Genomic DNA, 17874 nt, shown 5'->3' with positions numbered 1-17874 from the left:
GTTCCACTACCCGTCTAGGCGGACTGCAGCTCGGATGGGTCGGCCAACGCGTAGACCGGGTGACGCGCACACAGCTCAGCGACCCGAGCTCGTACCTCGTCTTCGATGGCGGCGCTATCGTCGCCCCGGGTCAGGGCGTCCAGAACGTCACAGATATCACCGGCAAGCTGTGCACACTCCGCCTCATCGAAGCCCCGGGTGGTAACAGCAGGGGTGCCAATCCGCAGGCCCGAGGTAACGAAGGGACTTTGTGGATCGCCTGGCACGGCGTTCTTGTTGACGGTGATGTGGGCACGGCCCAGCGCCGCGTCAGCATCCTTGCCGGTAATGCCCTGGCGGATCAAAGAGACCAGGAACAGGTGGTCATCGGTGCCACCGGACACCACGTCATAGCCACGCTCAAGGAATGTCGACGCCATGGCTCTGGCGTTGGCGATCACTCGCTCTTGATAGCGCACGAAATCCTGGCTCATGGCCTCGCGGAAGGCGATCGCCTTGGCCGCGATGACATGCATCAGCGGGCCTCCTTGCTGACCAGGAAACACAGCGCCATTGAGCTTCTTGTAAAGCACTTCATCACCGCTGGCCGACAGGATCAGGCCACCGCGAGGACCGCGCAGGGTCTTGTGGGTCGTCGTGGTCACGACATGGGCATGGGGCAAAGGACTGGGGTACAGGCCTGCCGCCACAAGACCGGCAACGTGGGCCATATCGACCAGCAGCCAGGCTCCGACACTGTCGGCGATGGTGCGAAAACGACGCCAATCCACCACCCGGGAATAGGCCGAAAAACCCGCCACGATCAACTTGGGACGATGTTCGCGTGCCAGGCGTTCGACCTCGGCGTAGTCGATGCGGCCCGTCGCTTCATCCAACCCGTACTGCACCGCCCGGTAATGCTTGCCAGAGAAGTTGGGCGCCGCACCATGGGTGAGGTGACCGCCATGGGCCAGACTCATGCCAAGTACGGTGTCACCCGGCGAGACCAGCGCCATGAAGGCGGCAGCATTGGCCTGGGCACCACTGTGGGGCTGAACATTGGCATAGTCCGCCCCAAACAGGGCACAGGCTCGCTCCATCGCCAGGCGCTCGACCACATCCACGTGCTCGCAGCCACCGTAGTAGCGCTTGCCGGGATACCCCTCGGCGTACTTGTTGGTCAGTTGGCTGCCTTGGGCCTCCATCACCGCCGCACTGGCGTAGTTTTCCGACGCGATCAGCTCTACATGCTGCTGCTGGCGAACCTCCTCCGCGGCAACGGCCTCAGCTATCTGGGAATCGAATCGTGCAAGACAGAGCGACGTCCGCGATGAATGCGCCGTGAACAGATGGGACATGGGGTGCCTCCCGCTATGGCAAGCAACGGTTAAGCGACCGCACTCGCCTGATCAGATTTATCGTTGTCATTGCAGGCACGGGCCGGCAGTCTCACTCGCGAGGTCATCCTCGACCTCCAAGGTAAGCTGCTGCCACAACGCAATCGTTCTGAAAGCGACATCGACGTCTTCAACAAGGACATCTGTCACTCCCGCATGGGTGTCGGCGTTGTCGGCAACGTCCCCGCCTGCTGCCTGGTGCTGTCATTGAAGCCGACACGCCCCGGCGTGACTTGAACAAATGCGACAGCTTTATTGGACGCGGGTGACCGAGACGGTCTGTGTTTGCGAGAGGGTCAGGCTGGGTCGAGAAGGTCAGGCTGGGTCGAGACGCTCAGCCTTGGCCGAGACGAGTGCCAATATGCAGAAAGAAGGGGTCGACGCCGGCTTCCTCGCGCCCCTTGGGATCGCGGCGCAACTGGGAGGGAGACTGGCCATAGGCGGCGCGAAAATGGCGGGAGAAGTGTGCGGTGTCGGCGAAGCCACAGCGTTCACCGATATCGGTGATGCTGTGCTCGGTGAAGTACAGTAGCCACAGGCCATAGCGCAGTCGCAGGTCACGGGCGAACTTCTGTGGCCCGATGCCAAAGCTGTCCTGAAACTTGCGCTCGAGGCCGCGACGGGAGGCGCCTACGCGGCTGGCCAGCTCATCCACGGAAATGACTTCCCCCAGATGCTGCTCCAGGATCGTCACCGCCCGGCGCACGATGCGGTCCTCGATACGCTCGAATACCACGGGCTGTGGCTGGCCATGCTCTCCGCCGCGGTGCCCATCCAGCAGCATGATGTTCAGACTCTTGCGCGCCCAGGCGCGGCCCAGATGACGCTCCACCAGGTACGCCGCCAGATCGGCCGCCGCGGCGCCACCCGCACAGGTCAGACGATCGCCATCATCCACATAGAGCCGATCGGCCACCGCATTGACCTGGGGAAAACGGCGCACCAGGTCCGCATGGTGATACCAGCTGACACAGCAGCGTCGCCCCGCCATCACGCCAGCCTGGATCAGTGACAGCACACCCGTACAGACGCCGACCAGGGGCACGCCAAGCCGAGCCGCCTGACGCAGGTACTCTGACGCCGCAGGATCGTCCGTCGGTGAGCCGTCGAGCACTCCGCCAATGACCACCAGATAGTCGAACTGACGCGGGTCACAAAAGGGCGTGGCAAAGGGTTCACAGGGTGAGATGACCGCACCGCAACTCGACGGTGCATCCTCCCCATCTGCCGTAAGAAAGCGCCAGCGGCAGCGCAATTGACGACTGCGGTCGCCCTCATCGGAGGCCAGTCTGAGGCAATCCACAAAGGCAGCAAAGGGCAACAACGTAAAACGACGCAGCAACACGAAACCTACCGACAGCGCCGGCGGTTGGGCCACCGACGTTGACGCCTCAGACTCAGCCTCAGACAGGGGGGAGGAAGAATCGGTAGGAAACATATCGCTCGTATGCCAGCGGAGGTGGCTGACCAGCGTACCCGATTCCCCCCGACCGCCTCCACTGGGCGTGGATTTTGCTACTGGCACGCCTCGCTACCAGTCGACAGTGACATTGCCTCGGGGCCGACTGCAGCACGACAGAATGTAGCCCTCGGCCACGTCTTCGTCGGTGATGCCGCCGTTGTGGTCCATCTCCACCTCGCCTGCCACCAGCGGCACTCGACAGGTGCCACAGATCCCCATGCCGCAGGCCTTGGGAATGTGCAGCCCCAACTTGGCGGCCGCTGCGTGCACGGTCTCACCTGGCTGGATACGCACACTTTTCCCTGCAGCCGCGAACTCCACGCAGTGCATGTCCGCGACATCCAGCTCCTCGGCGAGCGCTTCGGCCTGCTCGGCCAGCTCGTGCACGTCCTCCTGAACATCCACCGGCGTCGCGCCAAAGGACTCCTCATGGTAGCGGCTCATATCGAAGCCGCGCTGAACCAGCAGCCGTCGCACCGCCGCCATGAAGGGGGTCGGCCCACAGCAAAAGACCTCGCGATCCATGAAATCCGGCGCCATCAACTCCAGCATGGCCTCTGACAGGAAACCGCGGTACCCGGCCCAGGACTGGTTCAGCTCACTGTCACGCTCGCACACGATGTGCAGCCGAAATTCAGGAAGTCGAGAGAAGATATGGTCGAGCTCTCGGCGAAAGATGATATCCCTGGGAGTTCTGGCACAGTGGACAAAGTCCAGATCCACCGCCGCATTGGTGTCGAAAAACCAGCGCGTCATCGACATCAGCGGTGTGATGCCCACCCCACCGGACAGCATCAGCACCTTGTCGGCCGCATGATCGATACAGTTGAACTCGCCCACGGGGCCGTGCACCGCCAGCTCGTCGCCGACCTTGAGCGACTCATGCAGCCAGTTCGAGACACGCCCTCCCGGCACCCTCTTCACCGTGATCGAGAAGCTGTAGGGAACCGAGGGGGCACTGGCGATGGTGTAGGAGCGAAACACGCACTCGTCGTCGATCTCGAGCTCCAGGGTGACAAACTGCCCCGGCTTGAAAAAGAACATGACCGGCTGCTCCGCCATGAAACAGAAGGTGCGCACGTCCCAGGTTTCCTGAATCACCTTGACGCAGCGCACCACGTGGCGTCCGTTGGACCAGGTCTGGGTCGTCACCGGGCTGAGAAAATTCGTCACCATGGCGTCGTCGCTCGCAGCTAGTGGTGGCTCTGATGACCGGGCAACGGCTACCGGCCAGGCTAATGAGGGAATTCTGCCCCTCGTCCTCCCGCCCTCACTTGTCTAATCACGACATCAGCATGCTCGATTCCCCCGGCCATGCTCGTCACGGCAGCGATAGCGTCGCAACGGCATCATCTGGTGTCGTCGCCAGACAGCCCTGCTTCGAGCCCTTGTTCCAGACTGCCAGCACGCCACGCCCCACATGCCAGCCACCAGAGGCGTCCATCGCCCGTGACCTGCACGCGCACTGGGCCGTCACCCAGTACCCATTCAATGAGCAAGGACGACGTTCACCGCGAGCGTCTGCCGCATGACCTGGAGAGCAACATGGACCCCATTGCATCACCCCGTCTGGGGGACCCTCTGGAAGAGGCCCGCCACTTCGCCCTGGAAACGGCCATGCATCATCCGCACGGATTTTCGCTGCCCCAGGCGTTCTACAACGATGACCGCCTGTTCAGACTGGACATGCGAACCATCTTTGAAAGGGAGTGGATCTTTGCCGGGATGAGCTGCGAAATTCCAGCGAAGGGGCAGTTCATGACCCTGGATATCGGCGACAATCCGATCATTATCGTGCGCGGAGACGGCGACAGCCTGCATGCCTTCCACAACACCTGCCGCCATCGGGGCTCACGGCTGTGCGCCACTCAAAGCGGCAAGGTGGCCAAGCTCGTGTGTCCCTACCATCAGTGGACCTATGAACTCGATGGCCGCCTTCTGTTTGCCGGCACGGAGATGGGCGCAGACTTTCGCCTGGAAGACCATGGTCTGGCCCCTGTAGCCCTCACCGAAGCCGGTGGCTATCTGTTCGTCAGCCTGGCCAGCGAGCCACCGGATGCCAGCGATCTCAAGGCCGCCTTTGACAGCTACCTGAGCTTCTACGACATGGAAAATCTCAAGGTGGCGGTTACCACCACCATCGAGGAACAGGCCAACTGGAAGCTGGTGCTGGAAAACAATCGTGAGTGCTACCACTGCAACGGCTCACATCCTGAGCTGATCAAGACGCTCTACGAATTCGACGATACCGAGGACCCACGAGCGACCCCGGAATACCGTGCCCTGGTGGAGCGCAAGCAGCAGGAATGGGACGCGCTCGGCATCCCCTGGAAAATGCGCTGGGCAGGCGGCAAGCGCAATCGGCTGACCCGCACGCCACTGGTCGAGGGCACAGTGTCGATGACCATGGATGGACGTCCCGCCTGTTCAACGCCGCTGACCCACCAGGGAATCGAGGACATGGGGTCACTGCGTCTGCTACATCTGCCCAACAGCTGGAATCACTTTGTCGGCGACCATGCGGCGGTGTTTCGTGTGTTGCCGCTGGGCCCCCAGCGCACCCAGGTCACGACCAAATGGCTCGTCCACAAGGACGCGGTGGAAGGCGTCGACTACGACCCCGAGAATCTGCGGCGGGTGTGGGATGCGACCAACGCCCAGGACCGTCGCCTTGCCGAGGAAAACCAGCGTGGCATCAACTCACTCGCCTATCGGCCGGGACCTTACTCCCCCACCTACGAATACGGCGTGATCGACTTCATCGACTGGTATCGCAGCACCTTGACCACCAACCTCTCGGACACCCCGGAACTGAGCCTGGTACGCGCATGATCGAGGTATCCAGGACCTGACCAGCAGGCGGCCTGGCTAAGGCGGCCTGACTAGGGCCGCCTGACTAGGGCCGCCTGCTGTCCGTCGCCACCAGCGGGATAACCTCGCCACTCTCGGCGGCCGTTGGTGGCGTCAGATGTTCACGGCGCAACAGTGCATCAAGCTCACGAAACGGCACCGGTCGCGAGAACAGATAGCCTTGGAATGTGGCGCAGCCCAACTGCTTCAAGGTGTAGCAGTGTCGCGCGGTCTCCACGCCCTCGGCCAACACTTCCAGGTCCAGCTCTCGGGCCAGTGAGATAACGCTCCTGCACACGGCAAGGTCTGGCTCGCTATCGAGACAGTGAGCGACGAACCCACGGTCAATCTTGATCTTGTCGATGGGCAGCGACTTCAAGTAGTCAAAGCTGGAATAGCCGGTACCAAAGTCATCGATCGCAGCCGTCACGCCGCGGCGGGACAATTTTTCCAGGGTCTTGGCCACACCCGGCTTGTCTTCCAGCAGCATGCCTTCGGTGATTTCCAGCTCCAGCCAGTCCGATGGCAGCTGAATGTCATCCAACGCCTGGCACACACTGGACAGGAAGTCCTCACGGTGGAATTCCAGTGGCGACAGATTGACCGCCACCCTGCCTGGCGATAAACCCAGCTGTAACAATCGCTTGGCGTCCTGACAGGCTCTACGCAGAATCCAGCGGCCCAGCTCGATGATCTGGCCCGTTTCTTCCGCCAGAGGAATGAACTCGGCAGGCGATACCCAGCCCAGGTCCGGATGGCACCAGCGCGCCAGTGCCTCAAGTCCCGTGACACGCCCAGCACCATCCACCTGGGGCTGGTAAAAGACCTGCAACCGCTGCTGGTCCAGCGCCACCCGCAGTGCATTGCGCAGCATGACATGTCGACCGGAAGCTCCCTCCAGCGTACGCGAGAACAGCTGGCACTGGTTTCGTCCTCGCTGCTTGGCCTGGTACATGGCCAGGTCCGCCTGCTGGATCAACCGCTGAGAGCTCACCGCCGACTCACTGTCCAGCATCGCAATCCCGATACTCGCGGAGATATGCAGCTGGTGGCCATCCACGCGGAAAGGCTCATGCAACTGCTCAAGCAGCCGTTCGGCCACCACCACCGCTTCCTCTCGCCCACCAATGTCCACCAGCACCATGACGAATTCATCGCCACCGAGTCGTGCCAGGGTGTCCGAGCGGCGCTGTCCTCGCCCCAACCGCTTGGCGACCTGCACCAGCACGCGATCACCGGTTTCATGGCCAAGGCTATCGTTGATCGGCTTGAAGGCATCCAGATCCAGGAACAGCACGGCCAGCCCCTTCTCATGCCTCTGCGCAAGCGCCACATCATGCTCCAGACGGTCTGACAGCAGCAGTCGGTTGGGCAGACCGGTCAAGGCATCGTGGGTGGCCTGATGGGCCAGCATCTCCTCCTGGGCCTTGCGCTGAGTGACATCGTCGACAATGCCGATGAAGTGGCTGACACCCTCACGACTGGCGTGTACCGGAGACAGGGTCATGTCATACCAGCGGCAAGCCCCCACGTCCTGCGTTGCCAGCACGGTAACGGAGCCGGCCTGCCGAGTCTTCATCCAATGACAGATTTCGCCTTCCGTTACCGGGTCAAGTCCCATACGCCGGGCCAGTTCACTGGCCTTGAGGCCGATCAAGTCAGCGTTGCGCACACCCAGCATGCGACACACCGCGGCATTGACGTAGATGACCGGCCCGCCCCTGGCGATGGCATCGAAAATGACCACGCCATTGGTGCTTTCGGTCAGGCAGCGCTCCATGATCGAGAGCCTGGCCTGCTCCACCTGACGCTGGGTCACGTCGGTAAAGCTTGCAAACAGGCCTGCACAGGCCCCCTCGACCCGAATCTGCTGCAGCCTCACCAGGAAGCAGGAGTGCTGCGTATAGCACTCGAACTTTACCGACTGCTGGCGCCCGGACATGACCTCGTCGAAATGCTCATGCAGCTCAGACGGTGGCGTGTCGCAGCCCATCAACCGGCAGGCGATGTCACCAAAAGGCTGACCGATGGCAGTGGTTTCCGATGAGCCTGCCGACACCGAGACGGCGCCTACCGATGCATGCTGATTCAGGGCACGCTCTGCCGATGCATTCAACTCGGTGACCAGTCCCGAGCGACGTACCTGCAACATGGGATCAGCGCTCAGCCCGAACAGGGAGCGGAACTCCTGCTCTCTTGCCGCCAGGGACATGGCCTGACGACTGCGGATCTTGGCCAGGGAGATCCACACCATCAATTGGTAAGTCGCGAACAGCCCCAATGCCGCCAGCATCGCCGGCAGCAGGACGCCCACCAGCTTTAACGGCAGCGATGCCTGAATACGCAAGGTGCCGCCACCAGACATGGCGATGTCCTCCCGCATCAGCCCAGCAAGACGACCGTGCTCTACCCAGACCTCGCCGGGCCTATGCTCCACCAGCATGCTTTCATTCCAGCCGATCAGCGTCATTCTGGCTTCCAGCCCCTCACTCATGCGATCGAGCCATGGCCCCATACTCACCAACGTCACCAGCCTGGGGCCGAAGCTGCCAAAGCTATTGACCTCCAGCAGGGCGTCTCCCTCGGCGAGTATCCACCAGCGCATGGGTTCATCACGCCGGCGAGCGAGCCAATCGCGAACCTGAGGCATGTCGAGCAGCTCCGCCAGTCGGCTGTCGGCCGAGCCTGAGTCAGGACCAAGACGACGCAACACCTTGCCATCCTGCCACCAGACATAGTCAACGATCTCTTCGTGGCCTGAAGACCCTGTCGGTTCAGGCGACCCTCCGGCCTGGGTCAGCGGCATACTCCATTCGCTCCAGCCTTCGCTGTAGCGTTCCTGCCATTGCGCAATACGACTACCGAGGATGTCCAACTGGGAGGCGAGATTGTCACTGAGACTGCGTGAATAAAGGTGGTATCCCCCAAACGCCACCAGCAGACTGAGGCTGGTACCTATCAGTCCAGCCCACACAGCACGGGGAGCAAGAACACGGAAGTTGATCACATCAGGGCGTGGCAGCAGCAGCAAGATCACCCCGAAAATGATGATCATCAGGGTCCCCAGGGGGCGCGTCTCGAACAATAGCTGCCGCCAGCGCGGCACCTCCTCGGCATCGCTGATCATCAACAGGGTCAAGCTGCCGCAAGCAATACTCATCCCGCCGAGGCACTGCAGCAACCATCGCTTCCAGCGATCCGAAGACTCAGTCTCCCGACTGTCCTGCCACACCGATACGGACAACAGCACCAGCAGCAACGAGGACATGCCCGGCTGGGCGGTCACTCGCCCCTGGTGTTCCCAGGCCTGGTCCAGCAGCCATAGCGCCTGGAACAGGCCATAGCCAAGCAGCAGCAACGCTGCTCCACGCTTGATGACGCGCCGCTGCTGGATCAGCGCAATGATGCCAGCCGTCGCCAGCAGCGACGCCAGGGCCCCCGAGCGACTGAAGGTCAACAACTCGAACAGGAACAAGGCTGGGGATGGAGGCGTAATCAGCGCATGCAGAGCCACCAGCCCACCAAACGTCAGCAGCACCACCACCAGCAGCGTGGTCGCCAATCCCGCCCCTTCTTCCTTATGCCGATCCATCATTCGTCAACCTCGCTCGCGGCTGACTTTCCCGGCGATCCTGTCTGCTGGCTTCCTGCAAACGCCAGCATTTCCTGCCACGGCGCCCATGCTTCAGCGGATACGTAGCTTGCGCGTCGGAAAGTCCATCGTTATTTCTGCCTTTGCTAACTATCCTGCACAAGTTGGTGACGTCGCTCTTGGTAACAATATCGTAAACTCATGTAAGAATAATGCTACAAACTTTACAGTCACATCCTACTTGAGGGGAACAACGCCTGACGGCAGTGAGGCCCTATCACTGCCGTCATGGAGCGTTTCTGTGAGCCGGCAGTCATGTGGCCAGGAGCATCGAGCGCCTTGCAAGAGGCCATATGCAGGCGAAAAAGGCAGGTAAAAACAGCAGAGACAAACAGTAGGTACTCACCATCGGTACAAACAACAGATAAAAAAGAGGGCAGGCCATTGGCCTGCCCCGTATCGGATCATCGTGACGTGCAGTTAGAGCATCACCAGTGACAGCAGATAGACCAAGGCCATCGCCGTCACCCCCTGCACCAGGGTCGCCAGGGTCTGGGCGCGATAGGCCAAGCCCACGCTCATCCGACTGAACTGAGACACTACCCAGAAGAAACTGTCATTGGCATGGGATACTGTCATCGCCCCTGCGCCGATGGCCATGACGGTCAGCACCCGTCCCATGTCACTCTCGAGACCGAGATCTCCCAGCATCGGGGCCACCAGGGCAGACGTTGTCACCAGCGCCACGGTAGAAGACCCTTGGGCAGACTTGAGCGCCGCAGACACGATAAAGGGCATGAAGATGCCAACCCCCAGTGCGGAAAGCGTCTGCCCAAGGTATTCGCCCAGTGCGGTCGCCTTGAGCACCGCACCGAAGGCACCGCCGGCACCGGTGATCAGCAGGATTGGCGCGGCAGCGACAATACCTTCACCGATACGCTGGCTAAACTCTTCGATCTTGCTCTCACTCTTGAGCAGCATCGTGGACAGCAGCAAACCGATGACCAGGGCGGTCAACGGCTGTCCCAGGAAGCTGAGCACGTTCAGCACATCACCTTCACCAAAGGGAGCCGCTGGCAAGCGCGCCACCGAACCGATGCAGATCAGCAGGATCGGGATAAAAATCGGAGCAAACGCCGTCATCGGGCTGGGCAGACGGCCGTAGCTGGCACGCAGCGCCTCCCAATCCTGATGGTGGTCGCCGTCCTCGAGGGCCGGATTGGCCACGTCCGGCTCGGTATGACGGAAGCGACGCGCCCACAAGGTGCCAGCCAAGGCGGCAACCGCGGCGACGAAGACCCCCACACCAATCACCAGGCCCAAATTGGCCTCGAGCCCAAGGTTGCCCGCGGCAGCAATCGGACCAGGAGTCGGCGGCACGAAGGTATGCGTGGCATAAAGCCCTGTTGCCAAAGCGACACTCATGGCAATGGGCGATGTCGTCAACTTGCGGGCCAGGGACTCTTTCAGCGAGTTCAGAATCACGAATCCGGAGTCACAGAACACCGGAACCGAGACGATATAGCCGATAATCGACATGGTCAGCGTCGGAAAACGATCCCCGAGCTTGGCGATGATCACATCCGCCATGGTGATCGCGGCCCCACTCTTTTCCAGAATGATGCCGATGATGGTGCCCAACACAATGACCAGGCCGATATAGCCAAGGATGCCGCCAAAGCCCGATGTGATCGTGCTGACCACCGAATCGAGTGGCAGCCCGTAGGCAAAGGCCGCGATAAAGGCCGACGCCAACAGCGCCAGAAAAGGGTGAACCTTTAACTTGCTGGTCGCGATCACGATGAACGCAATCACCAGCAGCAGGATGACAACCAGACTCATGGCGTCTTTGTCTCTCTATGTAGATGAATGGAAGACACCGCCAGCGGACGTGGCAAACGCTCACATCCCGCGACTCACGAGGTGTCCTGCTCCCTGAGGGCCCGGGACCTGCGGAGCTGAGGGGCCTGAGGCCTGACAACGGAAGATCTGATCCCAGTGGGCCAGCATTTCCCCGTGGGAGTATGCCTGATCCGGCCGCGGATAACGCCGTCATCTTGCACAAAATCCGCTGAAAATTGACCGCCCAGGTTGTGCGGATCACCAACTATCCATCATCGATGGACAGCTGAAGTCCCAGGTACAGCTCCACCAGGCCGGTGAAGCGGTGAGGAGAGATGCCGGTGATGTCGTGGATCCGATCGAGACGATAACGCAAGGTATTGCGGTGTATATGCAGCGCGTCGGCACAGCGACTCAGATTGCCCTGGTGCTTGATCAGGCTGTTCAGCGTCTTGAGCAAGCGCCCGCCGCTGTCGTTCTGGTGAATCAGGTCAATCGCAGAGCGAAGCTCATGCCCTTGCCACCCATCCGCCAAGGGCGACAGCAGCACCGGCAGGTGAAGGTCATCGTAGTAGTAGGTCGTTCGCTGCGGGTAGTGCTGCTTGCCGACCTGCAACACCTGCTGGGCACTTTCCACCGACAGGTGCAGGTCCTTGGGGGCATCGAAGGCCCGCCCTACGGCGACCCTGACATCGTCGATGCCATGCCCCCGCAGTCGTTCCAGCAGGTCATTGATCCGCCGCTGTTCATCTGCCATGCCCTCCGCGCCGCCGGACGCCCTGCCGCGCCCCCGATTCATCATCGGCCGTGGCTGCTCTGTCGAGCTCTCACCCCTCGAGCACTGACCCGTCGAGGACCGGTCTGACACAGGCTTGGAGCTAAGCGGCTTGAGGACGAGGATACGGTGCGACGACACCAGCGACACCAGGTTATCCCGCTGAGGTGTAGCCAGCAGCTCCATCAAGCGCTGCATATCGGTCAGGCGCGACGTGGGACTAGCGCGATCCAGCTCAATCAAAACCGCCACCCGAGGCACTCTTACATCAATGCCTAGGCGCTCGGCCCAATCCAGCAACTGGTCGGGAGCAAGCTCATTGTTGATCCAGGAAAGGATGAACCCTTCGCGGTGGCGCTTGGCCCATTCCAGTCGCGCCAGCATATCGGCTTGCTCCACCAGCATTTCAGCCGCGACCTTGACCAGTCGCGCAGACTGGCGGACCCGTTCCGGCTGGCCCGTGATGCCCAGCACACCGACCGTTTTGCCGGCACACTCCAGCAACAGGTTGATGCCAGGGCGCGCGCCCTTGAAGGCCGCCACGTCGGCATCACCGATTTCGAGCGCATTGCGACGTTTCAACGCCAGCACCGCTCCATCATGCAGCGTCCCCAGCCGAGCGGCATCGCCACTGGCGATGATGACCCCGCGTGCATCCATCACATTGATGTTGGCATCGAGGATATCCTGGGTCTTGTCGATGATCTGCTGTGCGAGCTCAGCGCTCAGAATCATGGGGCCACCTGCCACCGTTGGCGAATAGCCTCCATCTTCTCCGGCGCTTTAGCGGGCTGCAAGCCAGGTGTGAACGCTCAATGGGGGGCAACCAGTCCCCCTTCGTCGTTCAAGCCCATCAGGTGGGCATGGATGGCCTGATACACGGATGGCAGTACGATCTCACGCTGGCCCAGCAGCTCCGTGACCAGGGAAGCCAGTCCGGGCAGGCCGCCTTCACGGGCCTTGAGCCGCGCCATACGGGCGCAGGTCTCGGGACAGGCGTCTTCCGGCAATCTCAGCCCAAGAGCCACCAGGCGATCTCGAAAATCACGGCCATCCACCAGCTCGGCAATCATCATGTTCGCGCCCTCTTCTTCATCAGCTCGGCCACGGAAGCGAGGCATCTGGAGCGGATTGCAACAGCACAAGGCCCGCTCTCGCCGTCCAGACCCAGTACGAGCCCTCAGCCCTCAGCCCCAACAGGACCCTAGGACTCTACGGTATCAGCGACAGGCTCGGCGCGGGTCAGACGACACGCTGCATACTTGAACTCCGGAATCTTGCCGTAAGGGTCGAGCGCCGGGTTGGTCAACAGGTTCACCGCTGCTTCAACATAGCAGAAAGGCACGAAGACCATGCCGTCCGGCATACCGTCATCGAGCCGGGCCACCAAGGTGATGGCGCCCCGCCGGGTGGAGATCGTCAGCCGCTCACCTGGTTGCATGCCCAGGCGCGCAAGCTCTCCCGCCGACAGGCTGGCCACCGCTTCGGGCTCGAGCTCATCAAGGACACTGGCTCGTCGGGTCATGGACCCCGTATGCCAGTGTTCGAGCTGACGCCCGGTGGACAGCACCGTCGGGTAGTCATGATCGACAGGCTCGTCGGGGGGCATGGGTAGCGCCGGAGAGAACGTTGCCTTGCCAGTGGCCGTAGGGAAGGCGTCAGAGAACACCACATCGGCACCTTCGGCGTCCGGTGCCGAGCAGGGATAGGTGACCGCCCCTTGCTGTTCGAGGCGCTCCCAGCTGATGTTATCGAACGAGGCCATGCCCTTCTGCATCTCGGCGAAGACGTCACGGGGGTGCTGATACTGCCAGTCGAGCCCGAAACGTCGCGCCATTTCCTGAATGATCCACCAGTCCGGTCGGGCATCCCCTGGCAAAGGCAGTGCCTGACGCCCCAACTGCACCTGGCGATTGGTGTTGGTCACGCTGCCGTCCTTTTCCGGCCAGCTCGAGGCCGGCAGGATGACGTCGGCGAACTGAGCGGTCTCGGTCACGAACAGGTCCTGCACGACCAGGTGCTCCAGGCGGGCCAGCGCTCCCCTGGCATGAGCCAGATCCGGGTCGGACATGGCCGGGTTCTCGCCCAGGATGTACATGCCACGAATAGTACCGGCGTGAATGGCATCCATGATCTCGACCACGGTGAGGCCCGGCTCGGGATCAAGGCCGTTGCTGTCCAGGCCCCACAATTCCTCGAAGGATGCCCGCACCTGGGCATCGGAGACCGGCTGATAGTCGGGAAGGACCATGGGAATCATGCCCGCATCAGAAGCACCCTGGACATTGTTCTGGCCGCGCAAGGGGTGCAGACCGGTGCCAGGCCGCCCGGTGTGGCCACACGCCAGCGCCAGGGAAATCAGGCAGCGCGCATTGTCGGTGCCGTGGGTATGCTGGGAGATCCCCATGCCCCAGAAGATCATGGCCCGCTCGGCGCTGGCATACTCCCTTGCCGCCGCCCGTATCTCCTCGGCGGGAACCCCGCACAGGTCCGCTACCGACTCTGGTGTCTGGCCTCGCACGGCATTGGCCAGCCGCTCGAAGCCCTCGGTATGGTCGCGAATATAGTCCTCGTCGAACAGCGCTTCCTCGATGATGACCTGCAGCATGGCATTGAACAGGGAAACGTCGGCACCGGGGGTAAACCGCAGCACCCGGTGGGCATGCGCTCCCATGGCCTGACCACGGGGGTCGATAATGATAAACCGGGTACCGCGCAGGGCGGCCTGCTTGAAGAAGGTGGCCGCCACCGGATGATTGACCGCTGGATTGCAGCCGGTAAGGATCACCACATCCGCCTGCAGCGCCTGCATGAAGGAGGCCGTTACCGCACCAGAACCGATACATTCCATCAGGGCCGCAACGGAGCTTGCATGACACAGGCGCGTGCAGTGATCGACATTGTTGCTGCCGAAACCAAGACGCACCAGCTTCTGGAACAGCCAGGCCTCTTCATTGGAGCACTTGGCGCTCCCGAAGCCCGCCAGCGCCCGCGGACCGTGGCTTGCCTTCAATTGCGTCAGGCCACCCGCCGCCAGGGCCAGCGCCTCTTCCCAGGACGCTTCGCGGAAATGGGTCAGCGGATTGGCGGGATCAAACGCCGGGTCCAGCCCCTTGGGCACGCCCTCACGGCGTATCAAGGGGCGCGTCAGGCGCGATGGGTGACGCGGATAATCAAAGCCGAAGCGCCCCTTCACGCATAGCCGCCCCTGATTGGCCGGCCCGTCACGCCCCTCGACAAAGGCGATGGCATCGTCCTTGATGTGGTAGGTCAGCTGACAGCCAACGCCACAGTAAGGGCAGACCGAGTCGACCTGGCGATCGACATTGGCACGACTGCCCCTGCCGTGGTCGTCGACCATGGTCGCGGGCATCAGGGCACCGGTAGGGCACGCCTGGACACACTCACCGCACCCCACGCAGCTGCTGTCGCCCATGGCGTCGTCAAGGTCGAACACGACCTTGCTGGCAGCCCCACGATGGGCCATGCCAATGACATCGTTGACCTGTACTTCTCGACACGCCCGAACACACAGGTTGCAGGTGATACAGGCATCCAGATTGACGGTCATGGCCGGATGACTGGCATCGTGACCCGCCGCCCCTTTAGCTGGCGTCATCGGTGATGTGGGAGGTGAGACAAGGTGCCGCCCTTCGGCCCCATCGCATCGGCCAGGCGGGGTCGGTAAGTGCTCACCGGGGAGGCGATAGTCAGGGGCGTGTCGCACCACATCGCGGCGCCTGCGCGGATAGCGCGCCCGCGCCTGGGTGGCATCCACCGCCAGCCGCTCGGCCATTATCCACAGCTGACTCGAGCGATCAGGGCTGTCTTCCTGGGCGGGCTGATCGCTGAGCAGCAGCTCCAGCACCCCTTCCCGCGCCAGGCGGGAACGCTCCGAGGTGAGGCTCTTTACCACCATGCCTGGGCGTGCCTCGCGCAGGCAGCTGGCAGCGAGTACTCGCTCACCTTCAATTTCCACCATGCAGGCACGGCAGTTGCCATCAGCGCGGTAGCCGGGGGCCTCCTTGAAACACAGATGGGGGATCGTCTCACCGGCGCGCTTGGCCACCTGCCAGACAGTCTCGCCTGGGTAGGCGCTCACTTCGGCGCCGTCCAGCGTCAGCAGAAAGGCCTCTGGCAGGGCCTCGTCCGCGGCGGTGGAAGCGCCCGCGGTCTTGGTGACCTTGGTCATGATGTGGCTCCTTCCGCAGCGTCGCTGACAATGATGTCATGGCGGGCGAGGTCATCGCGGAAATGCCGCAGCAAGCTCAGCACGGGATTGGGGGCAGCCTGCCCGAGCCCGCAGATGGAGGCGTCCTGCATGATGCGCGAAAGACGTTGCAGGTCTTCCACCACCCAATGCTTGCGCTCCAGCAGGCTCAGCATCTTCTCGCTGCCTACCCGACAGGGCGTGCACTGGCCGCAGGACTCATCGGCGAAAAACGCCAGCAGGTTCACGGCGACGGCGCGCAGGTCATCCTGATCGGACAGCACGATGATCGCCGCAGAGCCGATAAAGCAGCCTTCTGCCTGAAGAGTATCGAAGTCCAGGGGAAGATCCGCCTTGGACGCGGGCAGGATGCCGCCTGAAGCGCCCCCTGGCAGGTAGCCGGCCAGCCGATGACCGTCAGCCATGCCGCCGCCGAATTCCTCGATCAGTTCGTTCAGGCTGATCCCGGCGGGAGCCAGATAGACGCCGGGACGACGCACCCGTCCTGACAGCGAGAAGCTCCTCAGTCCGCTGCGCTGGCGTCGTCCTTCCCGCGCGTACAGCGCCGCCCCTTCACGCCACAGCACCGGTATCCAGTAGAGCGTCTCGACGTTGTTGACCAGGGTAGGTCGACCGAACAAGCCCTGCTGGGCGACCAGCGGCGGACGGTGGCGCGGCTTGCCGGGCTTGCCTTCCAGGGATTCGATCATGGCCGACTCTTCGCCACAGATGTAGGCACCGGCCCCTCGGCGCAGTATCACCTGCCCAGGGGTGATCAACCCCTGGTCCTCGAGCTCAGCGATGGCCTCGCGCAGCACCCGATGCGCCCCCGGGTACTCGTCGCGTAGATAGATATAGACACCTTCCGCCTGAACCGCCCAGCAGGCTACCAGGGCGCCTTCCAGCATCTGGTGCGGGGCTCGCTCCAGGTAGTAGCGATCCTTGAAAGTGCCGGGCTCGCCTTCATCGGCATTGACGGCACACCAGCGAGGTCCGGGCTGTTCGCGCACGGTGCGCCACTTGCGGTGAGTCGGGAAACCGGCACCCCCCAGTCCGCGCAGGCCTGAGCGCTCAAGCAGCGTGGCCAGGTCCTCGAAATCGACCTGCCCCGCCCGGCATCCCTTGAGCAGCTCGTAGCCCCCTTCCTGCTGGTAGCTGGCCAGGGTCTGCCACACCACCGCCTCTGGGTGGGTACGCCCGGTATCCAGCAACACTTCCACCGCTTCCACGCTGGCATGCCCCAGATGATGATGCCCTACTTCCACTACCGGGGACTGATCGCAGCGACCCATGCAGGGAGCGCGGGTCACACGCACCTGTGCGGGATCCAGGCCGTCCGCCAGTGCATCAGCGAGCCGCTGTGAGCCCGCCAACTGACAGGAAAGCGAGTCGCACACTCGAACGGTCAAGGCAGCAGGCGCTGGCTCATCGTCGTGCACCACGTCGAAGTGGGCATAGAAGGTGGCTGTTTCATACACGGCCGCCATGGGCAGCGACATGTAGCTGGCCAGCGCTCTCAGCCACTCCAGCGCAAGATAGCCGTTGGCATCCTGAATCGCGTGGAGGTGCTCGATCAACAGCTGTCGCTGGCGCAGCAGGGGTTGCTGACGCTCGTCCCCAAGCAGATGGCGCAGTGCTTCCAGCACCGAGGGAGTGGTCTGGCGCCCCTTGAGCGTCTTGCGGGTTCGCCTGGCAGGACTGGCGGTCACGGTTTCTGCGGTCATTGTTTGACTCTATTTATGTGGCGTTAAGGTCACCTGGTGACAT

At 62.4% G+C, this 17874-nt stretch carries 12 protein-coding genes; 2 read left to right on the top strand and 10 right to left on the bottom strand.

All coding sequences use genetic code 11. The features are described from left to right. Positions 1-14: 14 nt before the first annotated feature. The gene (glyA, locus tag KUV86_RS11545) at positions 15-1337 is read right to left on the bottom strand and encodes a serine hydroxymethyltransferase (protein ID WP_222484858.1); all 1323 of its coding nucleotides are present in this window, start codon (positions 1335-1337) and stop codon (positions 15-17) included. A gap of 63 nt (positions 1338-1400) precedes the next feature. Between glyA and KUV86_RS11540 the strand changes: the two genes are divergently transcribed. Further along, the gene (locus tag KUV86_RS11540; RefSeq protein WP_206941287.1) at positions 1401-1613 is read left to right on the top strand and encodes a hypothetical protein; all 213 of its coding nucleotides are present in this window, start codon (positions 1401-1403) and stop codon (positions 1611-1613) included. Between the two features lie 97 nt (positions 1614-1710). Here the strand turns inward: KUV86_RS11540 and KUV86_RS11535 are convergent, their stop codons facing one another. The 3 genes from KUV86_RS11535 to KUV86_RS19990 form a co-directional block, all read right to left on the bottom strand. Continuing rightward, entirely contained in the window at positions 1711-2814 is a 1104-nt protein-coding gene (locus tag KUV86_RS11535) for a GlxA family transcriptional regulator (protein ID WP_206941288.1), read from the bottom strand. A 93-nt stretch (positions 2815-2907) separates the two neighbouring features. Next, positions 2908-4014, bottom strand: coding sequence for a hybrid-cluster NAD(P)-dependent oxidoreductase (locus KUV86_RS11530; protein WP_206941290.1), 1107 nt, complete (start codon positions 4012-4014; stop codon positions 2908-2910). Positions 4015-4159: 145 nt separating this feature from the next. Beyond that, positions 4160-4282, bottom strand: coding sequence for a hypothetical protein (locus tag KUV86_RS19990; protein WP_261315894.1), 123 nt, complete (start codon positions 4280-4282; stop codon positions 4160-4162). A gap of 101 nt (positions 4283-4383) precedes the next feature. Between KUV86_RS19990 and KUV86_RS11525 the strand changes: the two genes are divergently transcribed. Then, positions 4384-5670 carry an aromatic ring-hydroxylating oxygenase subunit alpha gene (locus KUV86_RS11525; RefSeq protein ID WP_222485040.1) on the top strand — a complete coding sequence of 429 codons (1287 nt, stop codon included), beginning with the start codon at positions 4384-4386 and terminating at the stop codon, positions 5668-5670. A 64-nt stretch (positions 5671-5734) separates the two neighbouring features. Here the strand turns inward: KUV86_RS11525 and KUV86_RS11520 are convergent, their stop codons facing one another. The 6 genes from KUV86_RS11520 to KUV86_RS11495 form a co-directional block, all read right to left on the bottom strand. Next, positions 5735-9283, bottom strand: coding sequence for an EAL domain-containing protein (locus tag KUV86_RS11520; RefSeq protein WP_222484857.1), 3549 nt, complete (start codon positions 9281-9283; stop codon positions 5735-5737). A gap of 477 nt (positions 9284-9760) precedes the next feature. Further along, on the bottom strand, positions 9761-11122 hold the full coding sequence (locus KUV86_RS11515; protein WP_222484856.1) for a GntP family permease: 1362 nt from the start codon (positions 11120-11122) through the stop codon (positions 9761-9763). A gap of 265 nt (positions 11123-11387) precedes the next feature. Continuing rightward, on the bottom strand, positions 11388-12632 hold the full coding sequence (locus KUV86_RS11510; RefSeq protein ID WP_222484855.1) for a sugar diacid recognition domain-containing protein: 1245 nt from the start codon (positions 12630-12632) through the stop codon (positions 11388-11390). A 77-nt stretch (positions 12633-12709) separates the two neighbouring features. Continuing rightward, a complete protein-coding gene (locus tag KUV86_RS11505) occupies positions 12710-12973 on the bottom strand; it encodes a hypothetical protein (RefSeq protein ID WP_206941298.1) in 264 nt (87 codons plus the stop codon). Positions 12974-13101: 128 nt separating this feature from the next. Further along, positions 13102-16089, bottom strand: a complete 2988-nt coding sequence (gene fdhF / locus KUV86_RS11500) for a formate dehydrogenase subunit alpha (RefSeq protein WP_222484853.1) — start codon at positions 16087-16089, stop codon at positions 13102-13104. Beyond that, entirely contained in the window at positions 16086-17831 is a 1746-nt protein-coding gene (locus tag KUV86_RS11495; RefSeq protein WP_222484851.1) for an NADH-ubiquinone oxidoreductase-F iron-sulfur binding region domain-containing protein, read from the bottom strand. The genes fdhF and KUV86_RS11495 overlap by 4 nt, the downstream gene beginning before the upstream one ends. Between the last annotated feature and the right edge of the window lie 43 nt (positions 17832-17874).

The sequence above is a fragment of the Halomonas sp. DP8Y7-3 genome, from assembly GCF_019801675.1.
In the GTDB taxonomy this organism is placed as follows: Bacteria; Pseudomonadota; Gammaproteobacteria; order Pseudomonadales; family Halomonadaceae; genus Halomonas; species Halomonas litopenaei_A.
The sequence above is the reverse complement of the archived record's forward strand: the minus strand, read 5'-3'. Positions and strand labels throughout refer to the sequence as shown.